The sequence below is a fragment of the Asaia platycodi JCM 25414 genome (assembly GCF_000614545.1).
GTDB lineage: Bacteria > Pseudomonadota > Alphaproteobacteria > Acetobacterales > Acetobacteraceae > Asaia > Asaia platycodi.
On sequence record NZ_BAKW01000024.1, the window covers coordinates 23,074 to 42,322 of the forward strand.

Consider the following 19,249-nt stretch of genomic DNA (forward strand, 5'->3'; position numbering starts at 1 on the left):
GGCTCAGGCACCGGCTTCCATACCGAGCGTGTCGAACTGCGCACGGCCATCGGCGAAACTGGCGTGAAGCCCCAGGCAACGAACCGACAGATCGCCACGTGGCAGCAATGCCCTTGCAGAATCTCCGAGATAGGGACCGAGAGGCCCGGTCGCGATGGCGCCACCGACCATCGAAAGACCCAGATGTCCATTCAGCGAGGCCATCAGCGCCTCTCTGGTGTCACCATGCGCTTCGAGCTGCCCCACGAGCATCAACGGCCCTTTGAAGAAATTCGGCATGGCGAGCAGGTTCTGAGCCAATGTCGCCGGAAACAGAAGCGGTGTCAGAGACAATGTCAGCGACGCAGGCTTCTCGCTCATATCATAAACGGCACGGCCCGAGAGAGTCATGCCGTTCCCGCTACCGTTGACCGAATCGAGCGTCAGTCGACCTGCATCGAGACGTGCCTGAGCGGAAATTCCGGTGTAGTCGGCGGCATTGAAACGCACCGTCTCGGCCGAAACATCCAGCATGCCGCGCCCTTCCGACACGAGTCTCGACCAGAAGAGGCCGCCACTTGCGGGAATCGTCTTGTCAGTGACCTGCCCTGCCGAATTGTCTGACGGGCCCCCGGTCTGGGACACATTTCCGCCTGAGGATGACGCCTGCTTCTGCACGGTCAGGGCTGAAACGGGATTGGGCAGTATCGGCTGGAGCGGTGCGGTTGTCTGCGTGGCTTTCGGCTTGGCCCAGAGTGCGGCCAACGCATCGAGATCGAGATGCTGGAAATGCAGCTTGCCCTCGATCTCGGGCTGAGCGGCATTCTGAACTGTCGCATCGAGTACTGCGACGGCTTCATGGCTGTTCAGGGTCAGTGCCTTGACAAGGATCTTGCCTGAGCCATCACGTTCGAACCCGCCCTTGAGCGTGACCTCATGCAGGGCTGACTGACGCAGCGGCAGGGTATCGGCGCCACCATCGAGTGACAGCGTCGACTGTGCTGCCCCGATCATGCCCGAGAGATGGCCATGAAGACCCTCGGCCTTGCCCAGACGAGCTGCCTCGCGCAGATCGACCGAGACCGCCAGAGGCATCTCGAAGGCGGTCTGCCAGGAGGTTCCTGCCTGAGCCAGCGTGCCGAACGCACCCTGCATGGCGAGGGCTGGCATCGCCCCCTGGAGCCTGGCGGTAACGGTAAGAGCGGAAGAGAGCGTCTCTGCATCCGCATGAAGAGCCAACGCAGATACGCCGTGCCAAGACGGCGCGGAGTCGAGATGAAGATGCAGATGATTCACGCCCAGTCGCGACAGATCGAGCTTGCGGTTATCGTCCTGCGGGTCTGCATCGAAAATCCCGATCTCGCCACCGAACCCCGTAACGGCAGGCAGGTTGGCGTTGGGGAACAGCGCCTCGACATCCTTGAGCGACGCCATTTCGCCACGCAGCACGCCGGAAAACCCACGCATATGGCGCATATCGCTGACCTGACCGTCAAAATTCAGCCAGTCCTGCTGCTTGCCCTCCTTGCCGAGCGTAGCGCCCAGACTGAGTGCCCATGGAGGATTGGCGCCCTGAAACAGGGAGAGCGGACCGATATGACCATTCACACGAAAAGGCGTCTCGCCACGCGTGCCGTGGATATCGAGATAAGGCGCGCTTGAAGCAAGACCGTCGAATTCCGCATGGTCGATCGATACGGAACCACCATGATGGGCAAAACGGTCGTCGAGCGAAAACGCCATACGATCGAGCTTCGCCGAGCCAATCCTGAGGCTCCAACGCGCCGCCGGGTGCGAAGACTTGGCTGGAGCTGTCGCCTTGTCTTCCGACTGGGCGTGGAAGTCCCAGTTCGCCTGACCAGCTTCATCACGATGAAGCATGACAGCACCGCGTTGCAGAGTGAGATTTTCAAGACGGATTTCCCGCCACAAAAGCGGGACAAGCGCGATGGAGGCGCGGATGTCACGCGCCTGAAGCATGGGCGTATTCGATTCCCCGCTGATATCGGAGAAAGCAACCTCATGCGCGCTCACACTCGGCCAGGGCAGAAAACCAACCGAGAATCGCGCCATGGTCAGATCGCGCCCTGTCTGACGCTTGACCGCAGCAATGACGTCGGATTTCAGATTCGAACGATCGATCAGGAAATCGGCCGAAACGGCCAGACCTGTCGCCAGCACGAGAAGGACGATCAGTACCGCAGCCAGACGCCTCATTTTTTGACTCCCTTGAAGCCGACACGCTCAGGCCTGGGTGTATCGCCCGAGCTGAAGCCAAGATCCTTGAATGTCGTGCGCATATGCGGCGGCAAGGGCGCCGCCACACGCAGGCGCCCGCCCGCCGGATGCGGGAACTCGAGAGAACGGGCATGAAGATGCAGCCTGTCGGTAAACCCCTCCATATGCGCAGCCTTACCGCCATATTTCGGATCGCCGAGAATAGGTGTACCAAGTGTCTCACAATGCACGCGCAGCTGATGCGTACGTCCGGTCAGGGGTTTAAGCGCCAGCCAGGACAATCTCTTGCCTGCAGCATCGACGACTTCATAATCGGTCTTGGCGACCATGGCGTCTTCGTCTTCGCGCGTTGCGGCGATCATCAGTGAGCCATTACCCGCGCCCAGCTTGGCCAGAGGCTGATCGATCACGCCTGAGCCCGGCATGGGGCGTCCGACGACGATCGCCCAATAGGTCTTGTCGACATCGCGCCCGCGAAAGGCAGCCGCGAGCTTGGCCGCAACACCCGGCGTGCGAGCCAGCAGCAGCAACCCTGACGTGTCACGGTCGATACGATGCACCAGCCGGGGCCGGTCATGCAGCTCACCACGCAGCCCGTCGAGCATCATGTCGATATGTTTGGTGATGCCCGGACCGCCCTGGGTCGCCAGACCAGAGGGCTTGTCGAGCACGATCACATGGTCGTCGCGATAGAGCACCATGCGCTCGATTTCACGCGCCAGCTGCGGATCGAGAGGCGCGGGCCGGTCGGACTGGGGCGCTGTCGGCGCTGGCAACGGCGGGATGCGCAGGCTCTGTCCGGGGGCGAGACGGCTGGCGCCGGTCACGCGCTTGCCATCGAGGCGCACCTGCGGTGCGACACAGCTTTTGCAGCGCGCCTTGGGTAAGATCGGGGAAATGGCGGCGAAACCAGCGATCAAGGCGCATATCGGCCTCATCTTCACTGACAATACGGGTCGTGACACTCATGGCCGACGGCTTGCCCGTATTGCGGCCTGCCTGTCCAGATTTTTTCTGATCTCCCGCTCCTGCCCGCGGTCGGTCGGCTGGTAAAGCGCCACGCGTTCCATCTCGTCTGGAAAGTAATTCTGGCCCGAAAACCCGTCTTCCGTATCGTGATCATACTCGTAGCCCTTGCCGTAGCCGATGCTCTTCATCAGCTTGGTGGACGCGTTGCGGATATGATGCGGCGGCCCGAGACTTCCCGTCTCACGGGCCAGTTTGCGGGCCTGGTTATAGGCCCGATAAACGGCGTTCGATTTCGGCGCCGTGGCGAGATGCACCACGAGCTGGGCCAGAGCCAGCTCTCCTTCAGGGCTGCCAAGACGTTCATAGGTCTCCCACGCTGCGACTGCCGAGGGGCAATGCCGAGGGATCGGCCATGCCGACATCCTCAGCCGCAAAACGTGTCAGGCGCCGGGCGATATAACGGGCGTCTTCTCCCCCTTCGAGCATACGGGCGAACCAGTAGAGACCGGCATCGGGGTCTGAACCGCGCAACGATTTATGGAGCGCCGAAATGAGATTGTAATGCTCTTCGCGGTCCTTGTCATAGAGAACCGCCCTGCGCGCCACCACGGTAGCCAGACCTGCCGTATTTAGGTTCTCGTCCTCAGGCAGGGCCTGTATCTGCTCGACCAAATTGAGCAGATAACGCCCATCGCCATCGGCCATGGCCCTGAGCGAAGCACGCCCGTCTTCGGTCAGCGGCAACGCCCTGTCTGCCTCCTGCTCGGCGCGCTGCAGAAGTTTCTCCAGCCCGGCATCATCCAGACGGTTGAGCACGAGAACCTGACAGCGCGAGAGCAAGGCACCGTTGAGCGCAAAAGACGGATTCTCCGTTGTCGCCCCGATCAGAATGACTGTGCCACGCTCGACATAAGGCAGAAACCCGTCCTGCTGGGCCCGATTGAAACGGTGAATCTCATCGACGAAAAGCAGCGTGCCGCGCCCTGTCTCCTGCTGGAAGCGCGACGCTGTCTCAAAGGCCTTCTTCAGATCGGCGACACCGGAAAAAACGGCTGAAATCTGCTCGAAACGCAGCTTTGCCTCACGCGCCAGCAAGCGCGCGATGGTTGTCTTTCCGCATCCCGGCCCTCCCCAGAGAATCAGGCTCGGCAGCGTTTTGCGCCTCAGCATCTGGCTGAGCATACCTGACGGCCCCAGCAGATGATCCTGCCCCACAACCTCAGCGAGTTGCCTTGGGCGCAGACGATCGGCCAGAGGCTGGGTCTGAGGCGCCATTTCCGACGCGAGTGGCGCAGCAGGGGGGCGAGAGGTCGCAGCAGGTGGCGCCCCCCTGCTCACATGGGGGGGCGGTGCGCCGAACAGGTCTGCATTGCTGTCATCGCGCATGGCGCCTCTCCCTTGTTGCCGTCCCCAAGCAGGACGAAACGCATTCGGCCCAAGCAGGGGCCTGTGCCCGCTACCCGCTCGCCTATTATTTGGCGAGCTGGCGCATTACCCCGGGTAATAGCATGGCAAAGGGATTGACCGAGAGTGTCGGATTGCCCGCCGTGCCCGTCACCGTGAAAGTCGCGGCGAGAAAGCCCCCGCCCTTCTCCGGCGAGAACAGCTTGCCGACATTGGGCAGACGTCCCGGTGCCGCGTTGATGCCGAAAACCGGCACCACCGTGCCCTGGAGGTCAAGCTTGCCCTGATCGAGTCCGATTTTTCCCTCAAGCGTCGCACCGAGCGCCGGATTGCCGAGATGCCCTTCACGGATCGTCATGACATCGTTGGTGATCTTCACCGGTAGTCGCAGATGCTGCACCTCGAAACGCTCGTCACTGGCCTGAGACCAGTTGAACACGGAAAGATGGGTAGCCGCCGTCAAGGCTGCTGGTGGCTGCATGAACGTGAAGGGAGAGACGGAAATGATACCGTCGAATGGCGGCAACTGACCGGTACCACCATCGCCGACATGTCCGGCAATCCGGGCCTTGCCGCCTTCGAGCCGAGCCGTCATGCCGGTTTGGCTCAGCAGCGTGCCCAGATTCTCGACATCAAGCTGCAAATAGCGCCCCGTGCCCCGAGGGATGAGCTGCATTTGCACCGCAACGGGCTGTCGTGCGGAAAAACGACCAGTTTCCAGGCGGTGGTTCCGATGCTCGAGATGAGCCACCACCCCACCGAATGAACCGGTCGGGCTGTAAAACAGGCGGTCAGTGGCAAGATCGACATTCCACCTCATTTCCGGCGCCGGTTTTGCGGTAAGCTTCTCTATCGGGTGAGCCGGCTTTCTGGCTGTCTTTTCTTTCGTGTCATCGCCATGAAGCAAGGGAGCCAGATCGAGATCATGCGCGTGGACATGCACATTGACCGGTGCCCCCTCGAAGCTGGGCAATTCGATCACGGCATCGCCATTCGATCGGCCGATGACGAAATTATCGAGGGCCAGACTCCGTACCTGCCCCTGGGCAACCTGGCCGCGCCCCTCAACATGCAATCCCGGCCCCTCCGCCGAGATCTGGTCAAGCGCCGCGATATGCCCCTCTTTCAAGCCGATATGAGCCGAGGCCGTCGCCTCATCGCCCTGTATCTTGCGCCAGACCGGGATGGCCAGCGCGGCATCGCCAAGATTCAGGGAGAGCAGCAGATCGGCTTGCCCGTCGAAACGCGCCTTGTAATCGGCCACAAGCTGCGCCCGGCCCTTGAACAGACTTTGGCTACCGATATGCGAATGCTCGAGCGCCGCCTCGTCGAACACTGAAACGGCGTGGACCTGCTCACGCAGCCCCCCATCGCGGCTCAGAAAATTTTCTTCGAGTTGGGCGGTGGTCGGCACATTGTCGAGCAGACCACTGCCGCTCAGGGTAAGGCGACGCTCTGTCGCCTTCATCGTGCCGGAAGCACAGGTCAGATCGCGCCCGAGCACCACATTACCCAGAGCGACGTTCTTGAAACGTGCCTCCGCATCCACATGAATCTGGTCGTTTTCGATATGGGACGACAAGGGCAGGCTGATCTTCCCTGTGACGGTCACCGGGCCGGAAGGATGGGTAAACGGCAGCGGGTGACGCGACAGCAGATGCAGTCTCGGCTGCGCCAATAGCCCAAGATGCGCGGCCAGATCGCCAGAGAGAACGAGACTGATCGTGCCCATCTGGTCGCGCGCCAGCAGATCGCTGATCAGCATGCTCCCGCCATCGAGATGCAGACTGGGCGCATTTCCGGCATCGCTGCTGGGCTGCGTGCCGCTCAGAAATCGATTTTCAGTGTGTCCGGTCCGTCGAAACTGAATCGCGCCGAGACATTCTGAGCAGGCGGGATCGGCCGCAGCCAATGCACCGTAGTGTCATCCACCTCGAGGGCCGCCGCAGTCTGGATTGGGCGCAGGTGACCCCAACCAGTCTCGCTGCGCAGAGTGGCTGCAATCGAAAGCCCCTTGCCCGTGCCTTGCGTAAGATTGCGCGTTACCCAGCGGCGCGCGCCTTTCATGACGATACGCGGCCAGATGGCTGCAAGATGCGGCACATCGAGCGTGGTGGCGGAAGCGGAAATCCGACCATCGATCTGCCTTGCACGCGCGAACGAATCGACGTTCAGCGTGCCGCTCGCTGCAAAATGCGTGGGGTGACCGAGATCGTCGATCAGCGTGATTCCTGCGTGCGCATCATCGATGAAGGCTTTCCCGCCTTGCAGGGAAAGATGAGCGGAGACACTGCCATCGGATAGCTGAAGCGGCTGATCGTCCTTCTGATCGATCGTGCCCTTGCCGAAAGCGAGTGAGAGCCAGACTTCAGAAATCGGTAGCGCGCTCCTGGCTACCGGCGTTGACGGCATAAGCTGCAAACGAGCCTTCAGTGTTACCGGGAGATGCCAGGCCTGACCATGCGGCAAAAGCCCCGCAAAAAGGGTTGGCGTCACAGGGCCGAGCATCATCTGCCATGAGGCGCCAACTCCCTCCCCCGCAAGGCCACGAGCCGTGAAAGGCATCGTCGGGTCGGCCGCAGGGCCGAATGCCCCGTCCATCCGCCCGAGCCAGCCGTATAAGTCGGTGCCAGGGGGGCGGTCGAGTGAAGCCAGACCTACATGCAGCGCGAGATCGCCAGTCCCCCGATCATGGCCCGGCAGTGCGTCATGAAGCGTGGTCGTCACGTCATGCAGCGTGACCGCGCGCAGGAAAGCCACCGAAAACCCGCCGGAACGGGAGGGCCGATGCACAGCGCCAGACCAGTCGAGATCGACACTGCCATCAGGCGCACGCCGCAGGATGATCCGTGCCGTGTCGATGTCGAGACGCGTCGGTTCGAAAGAGCCGCGCAGGAGCGGTGCCATTCTGAGCGCCATGCGGGCATCACGGGCAGCAAGGGTCGCGCTGCCATCCTGCCGGAGGATGCGCAGGCCCTTCGCTTCGACGATCAGAAGGGGATGAACATGTTTCAGCCCCGGTTGCCAGCTCAGCAGGACCCTGTCCCAGACCAGGCGACCGGCAGGATGACCAGCCTGCTGCCCGGCCTGTATCGCGACGGGGGCGAAATGCCGGGCAATCGACGTGACATCGAGCGGCCCGGCAGAGAGACGCCATAAAAAAGCCGCGCCTGCCACCAGCACAAGGGCCAATGGCAGGGTCAGTACTAGCGCCCCGAGACGGAACGCCCGCCAGGACGCACGATGAAAAAAATCGTGCGGCACTACTCTTACGAAAACCTACAGTTCAGAAGCGGCTTCGGTCACAAGCGCGACATGCTCGGCAGGCTTCACCTTGCGCCAGATGGCACGGATAACGCCATCCGCATCGACCAGAAACGAACTACGCTCCATGCCGAAATAGGTTTTGCCGTAGTTGGTCTTCTCGACCAGGTGCCGTAGCGCTCGGCCAGTTCATGCTCGGCATCGCTCGCGAGCATGAAATCTAGCCCGTATTTCTTGGCAAAACGCTCCAGCTTCTCGACCGGGTCGGGGCTGATACCGATCACCTTCAACCCCAGAGTGCCGAGTGTCTGCTTCTGGTCACGCAAGTCGCAGGCCTGGGTCGTGCATCCCGGCGTGTCCGCCTTGGGATAGAAATAAACCAGATAGGGCTGCCCCTTGAGAGCCTCGCTGTCGATGGTCTGGCCACCGCAAGCAGGAAGGGAAAAAGCGGGCGCCCTATCGCCAATAGCTACCATGATGAAATCGAGACCTCGTGCTCAATATGCGGGATATACCGGGTAGGAGGGATAGACCGCAACCGGCGGGGGGTAAACCACCCGTGGCGGCGGCTGATAAACGACTGGCGGGGGCGGTGCATAAATGACCGGCGGCGGAGGCGGAGCAACATAGGGACGAGCGATCGCACCAATCACCGCACCACCGACAAGACCGCCTACCAGACCGCCAACAAACGCGTTGCCGCCCCCGCCACGATGCCAGCCACGACCGCCACGCCAACCGGGGCCACCCCCGTGCCAACCTGGTCCGCCACCCCAGCCATAGGGATGAGCCTGAGCCAGGGGAGCGCCTCCCAGAAGGCCTGCAAGAGGCAGAGCCGCGAGGCCAATTTTCAGGATATGACGCATTTGGAAACCTCCTCGACAGATCGGGCCAAACAGAGCGGCCGATCCGACATGAACGTTATACCCTCGATATGGTGTCGAATTTTGGACGGAACAGGACGAAAAACGGGCAGAAATGTAACATAATCGCGCAAAACGACCCGTTGCACATTGCGAAGCGCCTGAAACGCCCTAATGGGCCAGCTTCAACGCATCGATTTCGTGAAAGCCTTCCGGCTCCTTGAAAATCTCAGGGCCTTGTGCGGTCTCGGCATAGGTGACGGCGCGAACAAGTGGCGTGCCGTCATGCGTCGCCGAAAGCAGCACGCCATTATCGGCGTAGCAGAAATCGGCACTCCGCCCGTCGGTGTCAGTCGTCGTCCAGTGGGTGCAGTTCTGATTCGCCACGTGATCTGCCGCCCCCCTGACCCATTGGCCTGAAGCGCGCTGTCCGGGTGGCGCGAATTGCGAATCCGGCGCGCCAGAGACCGTGTAGGTCTTCGCGCGTGTATCGACCACAGACAGACGATGGGCGCGATAATCGGTCAGCATGATCAGCCCGGTCGTCGTCATATCGAGACGCTGCTGCCAATGAGCGGCATTCCAGCGCATCCGCTGAGGATAGACCTGGCCGTCAGGCCCGGTCGCCTCATAGGTGACATCCACGTCGATCTGTGGCGTCACATAAGGCGTGGCTGCTGATATCGGCGCGTCCTCAGCGGCCAAAGCCGTCGAGAACACGGGGGAAAGCGCGGCCAGAGCGAGGCCACCAAGAGCGAGACGCTTCATGATCACGGCTTGGCAGAGCTCTGCGGCCCGGCACCATGCGGGATCGGCATCTGGGCGGTGATCTGCTGATAATCGGCGGGCGGCACGAACAACGTATCGGCAATCGGTCCGTAGGTGACCTTCTGCGCTTCGAGCTTGCCATGTAGCCCGTCGGCATCCACGCCCTCCTCGCTCAGGATAACCCCGTCTTCCGTAACGCAGGCGCTCGCCCTGCCGTGGGTGGACGTAATCGTCCATTTGTTACAGGCAAGACCGGCTATCGTTCCGGCGCCGTCGGGGGCGTATTGCATCGACATGTCGAGCATGAACGGATTGCGCAGGCCATGCTTGGGCGCAAAGCTCGTATAGACGCGCTGCTTGTGCATGATCAGCGTCACGCGCTGGGCGGGTCGGTCCAGAATGGTCGACCCTGCATGATCCGGCGCGTCGATGCGGAGCTTGTCGCCTTCAGCCTTGAACTGGACAACGGCCTCGACAGGCTTGGGCATTTTTTCAGGCTGAACCGAATAAACCACCGTGACGTCGCGAGAGGGCGAAAGTCGCGGATGCTGCTGGGCCAGAGCTGTACCAGCCCCACCCGTCACGAGGGCGGCCAAAGAAAGCGCCGCAGCGCCCTTTACTTGGAACATCGACATTTCATTCACTCCAATACGCCCTGACGGGCGTCGATACCGTCACGAAGACGGATGATCTCCTGCCGGAGCCTGCCCAGCGTGACATCTTCTTCCCACGATGCCTCAATCCCGACTGCTCGGTCCAGCATCAACCGATAGGCTGCGTCAGGAACGGTGAGACAACCGAAGGTTTCCAGATGCGCGGTCGGAAACTGCGTATCAAGCAGCGCGAATCCGGAACAGCGCAGCGATGCCACCAGGTGGATCAGTGCCGCCTTCGAGGCATCCGTGCATCGTGAGAACATGCTCTCGCCGAAAAATGCCCCCCCCAGCCTGACGCCATAGAGCCCGCCAACCAGCTCTCCGTCAGCCCAGGTTTCGATCGAATGCGCGTGGCCGAGCCTATGCAGGAGACTGTATCGAGCCTGAAGCCCAAGGCTGATCCAGGTACCGCCTCGCCCCGGCGTCTCTGCACAACACCGGATCACCTCGTCGAAACATCGGTTGCTCGTGACCTCAAAACGTCCCTGAAGCAGCGTGCGTGCCAGTCTACGTGAAAGATGGAAACGCGAGTCGAGGGGGAGAATTCCGCGCTCCTGCGGGCGATGCCAGCTGATCTCTTCCGAATCGCGCCCTTCGGACATCGGAAAGATACCCAGTCGATAGGCGCCAAGCAGGTGGTCGGGGGTGAGCGGGTCAGGCTGCATGACACGCTCCCCGTGGAAAGCGCGTCAACCCCCGCGGTTTTCCATGGGCATCGATCTGCTCACCGTGGTAGGGGGGCAGCCTCCCACCGCGAGATGGAAATCCCGAATGCCCCTGACTTTCGTTTATCTGATCGGCATCGCTCTCAGCGCCGCGCTCGCGTTTTTCGCACCGCACTATCAGGTGCTGGCTTTCGTCATGACGGCGCTTTTCTCTATCCAGCTTGTTCCAGTCGGATTGCTCGAAGCCTTTTACACACCGAAATCGAAATAGGGTTGTCGTCGCTGCCCGGGTAATACGCCCGACGAGGACGATCCAGGACGAACACGCTGCTGGGCGGTGCATTCCGCAATAGCCCGTCGCCGCAGCGTCTAGTCCAGACCGGGAGACCTTTTGCAAAAAGGTCCCGCAGCAAACCATCATGACGTCGCGTCGGCTGGCCCAGTCTGCCGCATGTACTGAGCGGTATCGCGCACGATCGGCCCGTGCTGGCGTTCGAGGCGCCTGATGGTGAATTGTGCCCGTGCCACGGCGCGATAATGCGACAAAAAGGCCGCGTTGAGCGAGGCGCCGCAAAGCGCCCCTGCCACAGGCACCATCTGCAGCGCGAATTTGCGCGACAGGCCAATGCCGTAATGCGAGGCGACTTCAGCGATCAGCAGCACGATGGGCTTGCCGCGCATCAGCGCCCTCGCCGAGAAAAATCCGAGTTCACTCTCGTCACCAGACTGACCGGCCAGAAAACCTTTCAATGCAAAGACTTCCAGACAGGCGCGGCGGGTGTCCTCATCGCTGAGATCCTCCCCCTCTTCACGTGCGACACGCGCAATTTCGCGCATGATCGTGAGGGTCGTGAACCCGATATCGGGCATCAGCCCAACAACCCCGCCGAAACCACCGAGCGCGCCCGATACCGCCACAGCCGCCTGAGCGGCCGGGTCACGCCATTTCGGTGCCCTGATCGACGATTCCTGCGCCATACCCAAAATCGCAACATCGAATGCCCGCGTGATCGACGCCTCGGCGAGACCTTGCAGCTTGGCCTGTATGTTGGGCGCCATGCCCAGCCCCTGCATGCCAAGGCGGGTTGCCTGACCAACGGCCCCGCCCATCAGATCGGCCAGGCGCACCAGCACGCCGCGCCCATGTTCGACCTTGGCTAGCGCAGACTGAAGCTGCGCCAGAGACTCGCTATCGAGGGAAAGTGGGGCGATCTCGCCGATTCCTGGGATCGTCGATCCTGTCGCTGAAGCCATGAATTCTGTTCTCCCTGAACTGAGCGCGCCTGCAAGAAGGGGCCTGGCACGGGTCTATGGACATTGGGTCCTTTGGCATCGAACGCAACGCCCGACCCGACCGGCAGTCACCAAAGTTTGTGGCAAAGCCGCTTTTTTTTCATCCTACAACGTCGCGAGAGAACGAAACAGCCGCCCCCCTGTTAGGACGATATATAACGTAAGCAGGAGCCCCCAATGCCCAGGACATTCCCTTTTTTCCGGTTCGGCCTCGGCATCGCAACGCTGGCCGCCCCTCTCCTTCTCAGTCCCGATCGCGCTGCAGCCGATCCGGCGTCGCAACTCCACGCCATGGAGCGTCCGCTCACCCCTGTCGAAAAGGTTGCCCTGCCCGATGGCGGCGCCCCCCCGCCACCCCATGGCTATGTCGTGACCGATGATTTTGACAATTCGCTGCGGGGCTACTCCTATACCGTTCGATCCCATCAGGCACTTGGCCTGCCAGGGTCGGAAGCGCATCAATCCACGCAAGTTCCGAATGACGCGCCGTCGCATTTCTCGTTTCTGGGCTGGCCGGTAAAATTCAATGCTCCGGTACGCCCGCCTTACGAAAACTCGGCGTATCACAATTATGCCGGCTCACCGGGTAACGGCCAGACAGACGTGGTCGCTCAATCGGACGCAGCAGGCACGGCTTTATGGACCAACAACCAGAGGTAGAGATCATGACCAGCCCGCATCCCGGCGACGGTGTCTCAACAGTCAATCCGGCCAATGGCGAAACCCTGGCCCATTATCCGTTTCTGACGGATGCGGCTGTGCAGGACATGCTGCGACGCGCCGAACGCGGCTTCGAGGCTGGCGGGCCAAATCGCTCGGCGCGCGACTCGACCTGCTGCACCGCTTCGCCACCAGACTGCGTGAGCGCAAGGAAGAGCTGGCGTATCTGGCGACGCTCGAAATGGGCAAAACCGTCTCCTCCGCGCGTGCGGAAGTAGAGAAATGCGCTGCGGTAATCGACTGGTACGGCAAGCACGCCCCGGCGTTGCTGCGCGACAAGCCTATGCCCGTGCCCATGGGCGAGGCCCATCTCAGCTATGCGCCGACCGGCATCGTTCTGGCCGTGATGCCCTGGAATTTCCCCTACTGGCAGATCATCAGGCCGCCGTCCCGATTCTGGTGGGAGGCAACGGCTTCATCGTCAAGCCGGCTGAAAACACACTGGGCTGCGGCCTGCTGCTCAACGAGATCGCCCGCGACTGCGACCTCGACGATGTCTTCATGAGCGTCAATCTCTCTCGTGAGCAGACCGCCCATGTCATCGCCGACTCGCGCATCAGCGGCGTTACGGTCACGGGCAGCGTGCGCGCAGGACGCATTCTGGCGGGAATTGCCGGACAACACGGCAAGAAGTCCCTGCTCGAACTTGGCGGGTCGGACCCGTTCATCGTCCTCGCCGATGCCGATCTCGACAAGGCGGTCGATGCGGCCGTGACGGCACGCTTTGCCAATTGCGGCCAGGTCTGTATCGCAGCCAAGCGCATCATTCTCGAAGCGCCGATTGCCGAGGCTTTCAGCGAGAGATTCCTCGCCAGGGTGCGCGGGCTGTCTCTGAACGACCCGCTGGATGACGACGCGTTTATTGGCCCCATGGCCCGTGCCGATTTGCGCGACGGTCTGCATGAGCAGGTGCGCCGCAGCGTCGCCGAAGGCGCCCAGCTCGTCATCGGTGGCGAGCCGATCGACCGCCCCGGTGCCTGGTACGAGCCGACCGTGCTCACCGGCGTCACCCGTCACATGACGGCCTTCAAGGAAGAGCTTTTCGGCCCTGTGGCCTGCCTGATCGAGGCCCGTGACATCGATCACGCCATCGCCCTTGCCAATGACAGCGCCTATGGGCTGGGCGCCAGCCTCTGGACACAAAATGCCGCTCTCGGTCAGGCACTGTCGCAGCGCATAGAAGCTGGTGGCGTGTTCATCAATCGCATCACCGCCTCAGACCCCGCTCTTCCCATCGGGGGTGTCAAGGCCAGCGGCTACGGGCGCGAGCTGACCGAACTCGGTCTGTATGAATTCATGAACATCAAGACTGTCTGGGCCTGCTGAAGTAACCGCCCGGGTTGGGGCCACCCGCCTCCTGAAGATTACTCAGGAGGCGGGCCGCTCACTCGCTTGCGACAAGCCGCCTTTTTGCCAACGACATCTCTGCGCAAAAGCTTCTTGCGTTATATCTTAAGATAGTACAATCTTAAGATATAACAGGAGATACAAATGCCTTTTCGTCATCATCTACGCCACGTTTTCAGCCGTCATGACGGCTTTGGCGGTGGGTCGGGTCATCGGTTCGGCGGTCGGTTCGGGCGCCATCGCGGCGGCGAGGTTCCGAGCGGACGCAAGCTCAGCGCAGAGGAACTGCAACTCGTGATCCTTGCCCTGCTGCAGGAGAGCCCGGCCCATGGCTATGAGATCATCCGCAGGCTCGAAGAGCGTTCGAACGGCTTTTACAAGCCAAGCCCAGGCATGGTTTACCCGGCCCTGACCTATCTGGAGGAAATCGGCCAGGCCGCCGTGACCCAGGAGGGAACGCGCAAGCTCTACACGATCACCGAGCCCGGCAGCGCCCATCTGACGGCTAACAAGGCCGAAGCCGATCGCATTCTCGACATTCTCGAGCGCATCGGCGCCCGCATGAGCGAAGTGCGTGAGGCGTTTGCCGGTCTGCACGATCTCGACCCGGAAGCCGCCGACGGCCTCCACAAGGCGCGCCATCTTCTCAAGACCGCGCTTTATGCAAGACGCGGATGCAGTCCCGTCGAGGCGCGGCGCATTGCGGCCATACTGACGCGGGCGGCTGCCGACATTGCTGAAGGGGAGAATTCATGACGCAAGCCGACGTCACCCCAACCAAGATCCGTCATCCGCTCCGGCTCAGGCGCATTACGGTGGCGCAGGTCATCCCGCTTTCCGACACGATGCGTCGTATCGTCTTCACAGGTGAGGATCTGCATGATTTCGTGACTGCTGGCGTCGATGATCACGTCAAACTGTTCTTTCCCGAACCAGGTAGTGACGAGCCTGTGCTGCCCGATCTGAACGCAGACCGCAGCGCAGCGCGCGACCCGCGCATCATCGCCCGCGACTACACGCCACGGCGCTTCGATGAGGAGCAACGCGAACTCATCATCGACTTCGTGCTGCATGAGGAAGGCCCCGCAACGCAATGGGCAGCGCGGGCAAAACCGGGCCTGAGTCTCGGCATGGGCGGACCTAAAGCCTCTCACATCGCCCCCGAAGCACTGACCACACATCTGCTGATCGGCGACGACACGGCCTTGCCCGCCATCGCCCGTACACTCGAGACACTGGCGCCGAACCATCGCGCCATCGTCTTGCTGGATACGCGTGAAAGCGAGAAGGCCTATCCGCTGATCAGCCATGCCTGGATCGAGGTGCATCGCTGCGAAAAGGGAGGCGACGAGACTCTTCCGGATCTCCTGCGCCATGTCGTCCTGCCCTCGGTCAAGAAGCTTTCTGTCTGGATTGCCGCCGAGATCGACGTGGTGCGCACGCTGCGCGAGCATCTGGTCAATGAGGAAGCGGTGCCCCGCACACAGATACGCGCCGCCGGTTATTGGCGGCACGGCTATTCTGCGGGGGGCGCCAAAATCGCGGATTAAGGAACAAAAAAACGGTCGGGCAAGAACGTGGGGAAGACCCGACCGACTTTCTAGGGGCGTGTCAGCTCCGCGTGCTTTCGACACGGGCGGCAAGCGCTGCGGCGAAACGCGCTTCATCCCAGTTCTCGTCCAGCGCCTGACGACACAGATCCTGCTGGCTTTGCGGCGCCAGCCCCCCGATAGGCGGGTCACGGTCGAGATTGGTCGGAAAGGCATAGCCCTCGGCGCTCGCTGCAATAATGCGGTGGGCCGCTGCCTCACTCAGTGCCGCGTCATGCAGGTTGCGTTGCAGCACCGGGTAGAGCGCGCGCGCCATGCGTGCGCGGTCCATGCTTTCCATCGCCCGTCCGAAAGGAGAGGAAACCTGCAAGAGATTGGCCATGCGGCGTATCGATTTGGAGCGATTGCTTCCGGCAGCGTGGAAAAGCGCCGGACTGAAAAACACGGCATCTCCCTTCTGCAAGGGAAGTTGCAGATGATGGGCATCAAACCAGTTGCGGATTTCCTGGGTCTGCGTGGCCAGATAGCCGGGACCGTATTTCTGGGTGAAAGGCATATAGAGCGTCGGCCCGCTCTCAAGCGGCATGTCGCAATGAGCCACTGCCCCCTGAAGAGTGAGAAAGGGCGAAAACCCATGGACATGAACCGGGTAGCGGCTCACCTGTGCCGGGGACTGGAACCCGAGATGATAATCGCGATGCACGCATTGGGCCGCACCGCCCGGATTGACCACATTCACCTGTGAGGTGATCTGGTAGGCTGGCCCAAGCCAGGCCTCGCTGACAAGCGCAATCATGTCATTGGCGTAGTAGCGGGCGAAACCATCGGGATCGAGAAGACACAGCTTTTCGAGCGCATTCCAGACGCGATCATTGGCTCCGCTTTTCGCAAAATGATCGCCCGTCTCCATGCCGTTGCGCTTTTCACTGGCAATCAGCTTCTCGAACTGGACCGTGGCATGATCGAGCGCGTCAAGATCGTCGAAAGCCTGTTTGAGCACGATGATGCCGGGACCATCCTTCAGGACCCCGACCCATTCGGCCATGATCAGCTTCCTGCCCGCGTCCTCGGTTGCGAGACGACGCAGGGCAGCGCAATCGTAGAGCGGCACCTGCCCCCCACCTATATCGGCAGCGAGGGGATAATCCTCCAGTCTGACACGCTGCTTCGTCAGGGATGTCAGATCGTCCAGCGTCGCTGAATCCGGCGTATACCAGTTATGCATTACCCGGTTTTCGGAAAGGGAATGATGTTTCACTTCGAAGGCTCCGGTCCTGCCCCGCTCTCTCCGCCCTGAGCCCCTTGCCCAACGGTCCTGACGGGACGACAGAGGGAGATTACTTTTTGGTAATTGCCTGCTACAGCCCATAAACACCTCAAAATCACCTCAGGAGGCAGACATGGGCGACGGGCATCCGCTGAAGGAAATCGCCAGACAGGCCGGAGTCGGACTCGCCACCGTTGATCGAGTGATTCACGGACGCTCCGGCGTACGCGCCAGCACGAAGCGCCGCGTGGCTCAGGCAATCGAGGAGCTTTCGCGTCAAACCCTCGAAACATCCCTTCAAGGCCGCCGCCTGTCGATCGATCTGGTCATGGCGGCGCCTGACCGCTTCTCGTCAGCGGTACGCAATGCACTGGAAGCCCAGCTGCCGCAGCTCATGCCAATTGCCATGCGTGTGCGCGCCCATCTGGGAGAGACCGCCACGCATGAAGAGATCGCGGCCATATTGACGCGCATACGCAAGAGAGGGTCGAACGGGATCCTGCTGAAAGCCCCGGATCACCCTGCAATCCGCGATGAGATCGACGCCTGTGCGCGAGCGCGCATTCCTGTCATCACACTCGTGACCGATCTGCAGGAATGCAACAGGCTCGCCTATGTCGGTCTCGACAATCATGCGGCCGGTCAGACCGCTGCCTGGCTGATTGCCGGGTGGATGCCGCCCCCTACCTGCACGGGGCTGTCGGTTCTGGTCGTGATTTCAAGCGCACGTTTCAAGGGCGAGGAAGAGCGGGAACGAGGCTTTCGGGATTATCTGGCCCGGCACGCGCCCCATCTGCGGATTCATTTTCTGGGAGAGGGCAACGGCCTGGACTGGCAGACGCTCGGTCTTGTCGAACATGCGCTCGTCACCCATCCGGAAATCAAAGCAATCTATTCAATAGGTGGCGGCAATCGCGCCATTGCGACAGCGCTGAACCGTTGCAAGCGTGTGCCACGCATTTTCATCGGTCATGACCTCGACCGGGACAACCTTTCGTTGCTTGCCGACCACGTCTTGACCGCTGTGCTCCATCACGATCTGAACGCCGATATGCTGCTGGCCTGTCAGCTGCTCATCGAAGCCAACCGCCTGCGCCCGACCAAAACAGAAATCCGCCCTAGCCCGGCACAAATCATCACCCCATTGAACCTGCCCGGTTTCTGCGCCCCGTCTTTGCCGAGCAGGGCGCAGAAACCGGAATAGGCTTGTCAGGCAATGAATTTCGCCTGCGCCTTTCGCAGCGACTCAGGCGGCAATGTCCCTTCAGGCGTGTGGGCATCCTGAACACCCGTACCGAGGGCGGTTACGACAGGCACGACACCGCCCCAGAGTGTCGAGGGCAGATCGGCCGGATCCTCCACCGGGGGGCCGGTGCGTATCTTGGCGCTGGCAGCCTCGATATCGAGCGCGATCACGCCCGTCGCCTTGAGTTCCTGCGTTGTCATGGGCCGCAGCTCCGTGCTGCGACCGGGCAGGATGTGGTCGGTTATCGCATCGAGTGCGCGGGCATGTTCTTCACCCGTGATCTTCCGCGCCTGCCCATGCACCACGGCGCAACGGTAATTGACCGAGTGATGAAAAGTCGAGCGCGCCGCCACGATGCCGGTCAGGTGCGTAACGGTTACGCAGAGCTTCTGCCCGTCCAGCCCCATAAGCCGTGTCTTCGAGGCACCGTGCAGATAGAGCGTGTCGCCACATCGCGCATACGCCATGGGCATGACCATGGGCCTGCCATCAGCCACGAAGCCCACATGGCCTACGAGCCCGGTATCGAGAATGGCGTGAATGGTCGCCTCGTCATACCGCGCACGTTTGCCCTGGCGGGCCTTTGCATAATCGGGAACCATTCTCGCCTCCTGTCTCTCACATCGCCAGTCATCGCTTGACCGAAACAGGCCTAGCGCGCCAACTGGACCGATTCGAGATCCGGTTTATCAAGATTCTCTCATGCCAGTTTTCTTGCCTGCCTTTTTCCAGCCCGACACAACACGTGCCGACCCGCTGCCCGTACAGCTCTTCGCCGCGCTGGGCGTCGCCATACGCAACGGAAAGATTGCCGATAGGGCGAAGCTGCCCTCGACGCGCCATGCGGCACAGATGCTCGGTGTCTCTCGCAGTTCGATCACAACGGCCTACGATCTGCTTCGCGCAGAAGGCATTATCGAGATGCGGCCCGGTAGCCGCCCGCGGGCACGTCTGCCCGCCTCCCCCGCCGCCGATCGCTTCGAAAGCGTCGCACCTGCCCTGTCGGCGCGCGGCCAGCGC

17 protein-coding genes and 4 pseudogenes are annotated in these 19,249 nt (G+C 61.6%); 8 read left to right on the plus strand and 13 right to left on the minus strand.

Features of this window, described 5'->3' with window-relative positions; all coding sequences use genetic code 11:
• Positions 1 to 3: 3 nt before the first annotated feature.
• From JCM25414_RS14590 to aat, 10 genes and pseudogenes are all read right to left on the minus strand, one after another.
• Positions 4 to 2,196 (minus strand): AsmA family protein, encoded by a 2,193-nt coding sequence (locus JCM25414_RS14590; protein ID WP_025842114.1) that lies wholly within the window; start codon positions 2,194 to 2,196, stop codon positions 4 to 6.
• A pseudogene (locus JCM25414_RS20845) lies at positions 2,193 to 3,186 on the minus strand (RluA family pseudouridine synthase). The gene JCM25414_RS14590 and the pseudogene JCM25414_RS20845 overlap by 4 nt, the downstream one beginning before the upstream one ends.
• Positions 3,183 to 4,572, minus strand: a pseudogene (locus tag JCM25414_RS20850) (replication-associated recombination protein A). The pseudogenes JCM25414_RS20845 and JCM25414_RS20850 overlap by 4 nt, the downstream one beginning before the upstream one ends.
• A gap of 85 nt (positions 4,573 to 4,657) precedes the next feature.
• Positions 4,658 to 6,355 carry an AsmA-like C-terminal region-containing protein gene (locus JCM25414_RS14605; protein ID WP_148301123.1) on the minus strand — a complete coding sequence of 566 codons (1,698 nt, stop codon included), beginning with the start codon at positions 6,353 to 6,355 and terminating at the stop codon, positions 4,658 to 4,660.
• A 62-nt stretch (positions 6,356 to 6,417) separates the two neighbouring features.
• Entirely contained in the window at positions 6,418 to 7,854 is a 1,437-nt protein-coding gene (locus tag JCM25414_RS14610) for a hypothetical protein (protein WP_025842116.1), read from the minus strand.
• A 15-nt stretch (positions 7,855 to 7,869) separates the two neighbouring features.
• Positions 7,870 to 8,330 (minus strand): annotated as a pseudogene (gene bcp / locus JCM25414_RS20855) (thioredoxin-dependent thiol peroxidase).
• Between the two features lie 21 nt (positions 8,331 to 8,351).
• Entirely contained in the window at positions 8,352 to 8,720 is a 369-nt protein-coding gene (locus JCM25414_RS14620; protein WP_025842117.1) for a hypothetical protein, read from the minus strand.
• Positions 8,721 to 8,888: 168 nt separating this feature from the next.
• Positions 8,889 to 9,485, minus strand: a complete 597-nt coding sequence (locus tag JCM25414_RS14625) for a hypothetical protein (RefSeq protein WP_035443629.1) — start codon at positions 9,483 to 9,485, stop codon at positions 8,889 to 8,891.
• Between the two features lie 2 nt (positions 9,486 to 9,487).
• Positions 9,488 to 10,120 (minus strand): DUF4412 domain-containing protein, encoded by a 633-nt coding sequence (locus JCM25414_RS14630; RefSeq protein ID WP_025842119.1) that lies wholly within the window; start codon positions 10,118 to 10,120, stop codon positions 9,488 to 9,490.
• A gap of 5 nt (positions 10,121 to 10,125) precedes the next feature.
• Positions 10,126 to 10,806: a leucyl/phenylalanyl-tRNA--protein transferase gene (gene aat / locus JCM25414_RS14635; RefSeq protein WP_025842120.1), complete on the minus strand. Its 681-nt coding sequence runs from the start codon at positions 10,804 to 10,806 to the stop codon at positions 10,126 to 10,128.
• On the opposite strand from aat, the gene JCM25414_RS20860 reads away from it, so the two are divergent.
• On the plus strand, positions 10,805 to 11,077 hold the full coding sequence (locus JCM25414_RS20860) for a hypothetical protein (RefSeq protein ID WP_148301124.1): 273 nt from the start codon (positions 10,805 to 10,807) through the stop codon (positions 11,075 to 11,077). The genes aat and JCM25414_RS20860 overlap by 2 nt on opposite strands.
• A 146-nt stretch (positions 11,078 to 11,223) precedes the next feature.
• Here the strand turns inward: JCM25414_RS20860 and JCM25414_RS14645 are convergent, their stop codons facing one another.
• The gene (locus JCM25414_RS14645; RefSeq protein ID WP_025842121.1) at positions 11,224 to 12,060 is read right to left on the minus strand and encodes an EcsC family protein; all 837 of its coding nucleotides are present in this window, start codon (positions 12,058 to 12,060) and stop codon (positions 11,224 to 11,226) included.
• A gap of 216 nt (positions 12,061 to 12,276) precedes the next feature.
• On the opposite strand from JCM25414_RS14645, the gene JCM25414_RS20865 reads away from it, so the two are divergent.
• From JCM25414_RS20865 to JCM25414_RS14665, 5 genes and pseudogenes are all read left to right on the plus strand, one after another.
• Entirely contained in the window at positions 12,277 to 12,759 is a 483-nt protein-coding gene (locus tag JCM25414_RS20865) for a hypothetical protein (protein ID WP_025842122.1), read from the plus strand.
• Between the two features lie 5 nt (positions 12,760 to 12,764).
• Entirely contained in the window at positions 12,765 to 13,037 is a 273-nt protein-coding gene (locus JCM25414_RS25490; protein ID WP_242403628.1) for a hypothetical protein, read from the plus strand.
• Positions 12,935 to 14,145: pseudogene (locus JCM25414_RS20870) on the plus strand (aldehyde dehydrogenase family protein). The gene JCM25414_RS25490 and the pseudogene JCM25414_RS20870 overlap by 103 nt, the downstream one beginning before the upstream one ends.
• Before the next feature lie 165 nt (positions 14,146 to 14,310).
• Positions 14,311 to 14,922, plus strand: coding sequence for a PadR family transcriptional regulator (locus tag JCM25414_RS14660; protein ID WP_035443623.1), 612 nt, complete (start codon positions 14,311 to 14,313; stop codon positions 14,920 to 14,922).
• Positions 14,919 to 15,716 (plus strand): siderophore-interacting protein, encoded by a 798-nt coding sequence (locus JCM25414_RS14665; protein WP_025842124.1) that lies wholly within the window; start codon positions 14,919 to 14,921, stop codon positions 15,714 to 15,716. Before JCM25414_RS14660 ends, JCM25414_RS14665 begins: the two co-directional genes overlap by 4 nt.
• A gap of 61 nt (positions 15,717 to 15,777) precedes the next feature.
• Here the strand turns inward: JCM25414_RS14665 and JCM25414_RS14670 are convergent, their stop codons facing one another.
• Positions 15,778 to 16,974, minus strand: a complete 1,197-nt coding sequence (locus tag JCM25414_RS14670; protein WP_025842125.1) for a phytanoyl-CoA dioxygenase family protein — start codon at positions 16,972 to 16,974, stop codon at positions 15,778 to 15,780.
• Between the two features lie 142 nt (positions 16,975 to 17,116).
• On the opposite strand from JCM25414_RS14670, the gene JCM25414_RS14675 reads away from it, so the two are divergent.
• The gene (locus JCM25414_RS14675; protein ID WP_025842126.1) at positions 17,117 to 18,187 is read left to right on the plus strand and encodes a LacI family DNA-binding transcriptional regulator; all 1,071 of its coding nucleotides are present in this window, start codon (positions 17,117 to 17,119) and stop codon (positions 18,185 to 18,187) included.
• 5 nt (positions 18,188 to 18,192) lie between these two features.
• Here JCM25414_RS14675 and JCM25414_RS14680 read toward each other — a convergent pair whose 3' ends face one another.
• Positions 18,193 to 18,831 (minus strand): pyridoxamine 5'-phosphate oxidase family protein, encoded by a 639-nt coding sequence (locus JCM25414_RS14680; protein ID WP_025842127.1) that lies wholly within the window; start codon positions 18,829 to 18,831, stop codon positions 18,193 to 18,195.
• A gap of 100 nt (positions 18,832 to 18,931) precedes the next feature.
• Here JCM25414_RS14680 and JCM25414_RS20875 point away from each other — a divergent pair.
• On the plus strand, positions 18,932 to 19,249 hold a 318-nt coding region (locus tag JCM25414_RS20875), incomplete at its 3' end, for a GntR family transcriptional regulator (RefSeq protein ID WP_035443624.1).